A 3,417-nucleotide genomic window follows, 5' to 3' on the forward strand; every position below is an offset into this window, starting at 1 on the left:
ACTATAAAGGTATCACTCGGGCTTGTTCAACACTTGGGATAAGGACGCGGCTGCGCGCGGCCTATCCTTATTCGTTAGCCTTTAATTTTACTACCATTTTACGATGCCACGGGTAACTTTTATACCGCCGATCAATGCGGAACCACCATAATCTTTTGCAAGACGTAGCAATGTGTCATGAAAACCTAAATTTGGAAATGCTAATTCGACTTCTTTTATAGCCGATTTATTAAGGCCTTTGCGAATAAGTCCCTTCGATGCATCAATCCAGTCAGCCTTACGGCAGGCTTCGATAATATTTTGATGTTGCCCTTTATAAGAAAAAATTTTATGGTGCCAATGAATACCACCTCGAAGAACCTCAGGGTCTAACCCCCACTCATACTTTTGATTATCTTCTAACGCAACGGTTTCCGATGGCTCTAAATATGCCAATTCATGATCTGTCCATAGTCCTATATCATGATAAACAAAAATGGTTTCCACTAAACGTTCCAATTTGGGGTCATTACCTAGAAAATGCATAGCGTAAGTTATAGTGCGATATACATGGTTTCGATAACCAGGAAAATCTTTACCGATTATGTCTTTATAACGTGAAAAGAGCTCTTCAACATTAGCTCGCTCTAATTTAATTTCAATCTCTGCCATTATTGACACTCCTTAACAATATTTTAAAGGCTAACGCCGCGTTAAGCGGACAAAAATAGTGGGTTAAAATGTGTAGCGAAGCGAAACGTAACCCACTGTTTTTGTTCCGTTTAAACGCCTTGTTATATAGCCATTTGATGCACAATGCATTGGAAAACACATTACGATAAAACAGCCCTTTTCAGGTTTAATTTCACACTCGACAAAGCTAGTTGACGAACGAAGCTAAACCCATTTTTAAAATACAATTTACTAACGAGGTTTTGAAAACCAAGCACGCTACCGCACTTGATATTACACAAGTTGGTGAGCTGCGAATTACATTTTAGGTGGTGCTAAATTTCTGATTTCAGAGATTTACCAACGAAGGAAATACCGGCTTCACAATAAACCAAATACAAATCAGACTTATAAAACCATACACTAAAACACTGCTCGAAAGCTATATAACGCCCGGCTCACCGCGCAAATTTTTGATGGCGGCTTTTGTGCGTGTTTTTGCACAAAAGGTGACAGCGAAAATTTGTCCGGTGGAGCCGCTTGTTAGCTGATGACTTCACTACTTTTGCCGCTGACATAACCATAACCATTTATCTCTAGCTCTATTGATTTGAGAGCCCCAATTTCTTTAGTTCTAGCAACCAACGGGAAGCTAAACTTAGGCAATACTGATATATCTGGTTTTTGAATGCCAAACCAAAAACCTACAGCATTGTCTCCAACCCAAATTAACGGCTGGCAATGCTCGATACAAACAGGAACCGCCCAATACATATAGCCAGTATACTGCCCACCTTTGGAATCTAATACTTCACATTCGACAATTACCTGAGAGTTTAGATTGATCAAATCTCTATCACTCGCGGGAACCACAGTTGCCTCGTCGAAGTCACCTTCTTCTGACATTGGAAACACCCATGCTGGATGATTTTCAATATCTTTCTTGGTGATTTCCCAAATTTGCTTCTGCATTCGAATTCCGTTTTTTCAGCTAACGCTGCCATAAACGGCGCGAGGAACGAGCGTCCGGCGACCGTAGGGAGCGAATTTGATGGCTTTGTTAGAGCTTTTCATTATAGGTCATTCTCTCTGACACCAAACGTGGACCGTATTCGACAACTTTCACAATTGAATCAGTAATTCTATGCTCCAACTCAACGATTTCTTTTGCATCAATTTCAAACTTAGCAATATACATAGCGGATGCCACTGCATGATACCCCAAAGCAGTAAGAGATAAATATAGAGAAAAGTTATACTGTTCAAACCACTGGGCTTCTTCCATGCCTTTTACATTCGCAGTTATCCTGGCCATTATTCTATTGAGAATATCTTCTGCATCGTTATGCGCCTGAGAGCAAAGAGCCGCATATACGGTTCTATACCCCACTTCATCATCAATTTCCTTAAAACGATCAAAAATACTTGGCCAGTTTGACTCAACCGCATCAAAATCAACATTGCATAACGATAGTGATGTTTTTAGCCCGTATTCATAATGATCTAATGCGTCATCCTTATCTGATATTTTCTGAAGATGGTGAGCTTTAGCATCATCAGGATATGAGGAGCTTTCAATACTTCGCTTCCACAATTGATTCTGTTTTCGCTCAGTTGCTAAGTGATGCTTGAAATATGATATTTGCTTAGTCATTGAGTCACCCAAGCTCACGTAGTGTAAGTTGACACTTCCCTCAATGGCTGTTCTGCAAAGCGCTTCACATGAAGGAAACTGACCAATTAAGAATACTCCGAAGACACCACAGCAATACTCGTAGTTCCTTTTATACATATCATGCATTGTCGACCAAGGAATTTTATCAACAAGGATTTCTTCATTATTCCTACACAAGCGCTCAATAATTTCATTTATTTTTTCTAGGCAATATATCCCATCATGTAGAGGCTCATTTAGCTCCATGCTATCCGACAAGGTTCTATTTTTTATAAAATTTTTGACCATTGCGTCCATTTATTAATTTCCATTTATTCAATACTGAGCTCTAACGCCGCCATTTGCGGTCGTAGTTTGATGGCGACTTTTATGCGTTTCTTTGCATAAAAGGTGACAGAAAACGGAGATCCGCAAGATGGCCTTGTTATACGATGTTGAATATTGGTTCAATGCCTTGACCTCCCACGAAATTAACAAGGTCTTGGTTTCCTTTGACCTGATTAAGCATACTTAACTGCCAGCTTATTTCACCGCCCATTGCTAAGTGGCCCTCTATATCTGATTCAAGTACGCCACCATTACATTCAGGGTCTAGAAGCTCTTGAACGTAAAAATCTATTGTATCGTAGCAATTCTGAAGCACATATATGAGAGGTGTATATTCTTTGCTTTTTATTTGTTCGAGTAAGTGTGCGTGAGCCACACCTGAATTAAGTGCGTATGAACCTAAAGCTGAACCAAAATCTTCGGTGTCTGGAATTACTTTGCTGAGCTGTTTTGCCAAAGCACCTATATTAGAACTTACGCCACACAACCAACTATTTGCAGCTTGACGACATTGAGATAAAACCGTTTCGTCTCCCCAACCTTCTACTGCCACAAACTTGGAATACAATGGAGCTAAACGACCGCAACAAATTAAACAGAGGGCAACTCTCTCTTTATGGTCAAGAGTGCAAACTTCTTTTTCAATTATTTCCCTATATTCGTCGAAATTCATTGCACCCTTCTATTCGTATAACGCCCCAAGCAGGGGATTTTATGAGCGCTTTTCAGCGAGTAAAATTCCCGCTGACTTGGCTTGTTATACC

General features: G+C 40.0%; 4 protein-coding genes. All 4 read right to left on the reverse strand.

Features of this window, described 5'->3' with window-relative positions; translation table 11 throughout:
- Positions 1-90: 90 nt before the first annotated feature.
- On the reverse strand, positions 91-651 hold the full coding sequence (locus ORI98_RS18085; RefSeq protein WP_306136149.1) for a hypothetical protein: 561 nt from the start codon (positions 649-651) through the stop codon (positions 91-93).
- A 543-nt stretch (positions 652-1,194) separates the two neighbouring features.
- On the reverse strand, positions 1,195-1,623 hold the full coding sequence (locus ORI98_RS18090; protein WP_306136150.1) for a hypothetical protein: 429 nt from the start codon (positions 1,621-1,623) through the stop codon (positions 1,195-1,197).
- 88 nt (positions 1,624-1,711) lie between these two features.
- The gene (locus ORI98_RS18095) at positions 1,712-2,623 is read right to left on the reverse strand and encodes a DUF5677 domain-containing protein (RefSeq protein ID WP_306136151.1); all 912 of its coding nucleotides are present in this window, start codon (positions 2,621-2,623) and stop codon (positions 1,712-1,714) included.
- Positions 2,624-2,750: 127 nt separating this feature from the next.
- Positions 2,751-3,326, reverse strand: coding sequence for a DUF416 family protein (locus tag ORI98_RS18100; protein ID WP_306136152.1), 576 nt, complete (start codon positions 3,324-3,326; stop codon positions 2,751-2,753).
- Positions 3,327-3,417 lie beyond the last annotated feature (91 nt).

It is taken from the genome of Shewanella sp. ULN5, assembly GCF_030731885.1.
Lineage (GTDB): Bacteria > Pseudomonadota > Gammaproteobacteria > Enterobacterales > Shewanellaceae > Shewanella > Shewanella holmiensis.

Coding starts and splice junctions, on each gene's coding strand:
- ORI98_RS18085 (WP_306136149.1), bottom strand. CDS start 651: ATGGCAGAGATTGAAATTAAATTAGAGCGAGCTAATGTTGAAGAGCTC.
- ORI98_RS18090 (WP_306136150.1), bottom strand. CDS start 1,623: ATGCAGAAGCAAATTTGGGAAATCACCAAGAAAGATATTGAAAATCAT.
- ORI98_RS18095 (WP_306136151.1), bottom strand. CDS start 2,623: ATGGACGCAATGGTCAAAAATTTTATAAAAAATAGAACCTTGTCGGAT.
- ORI98_RS18100 (WP_306136152.1), bottom strand. CDS start 3,326: ATGAATTTCGACGAATATAGGGAAATAATTGAAAAAGAAGTTTGCACT.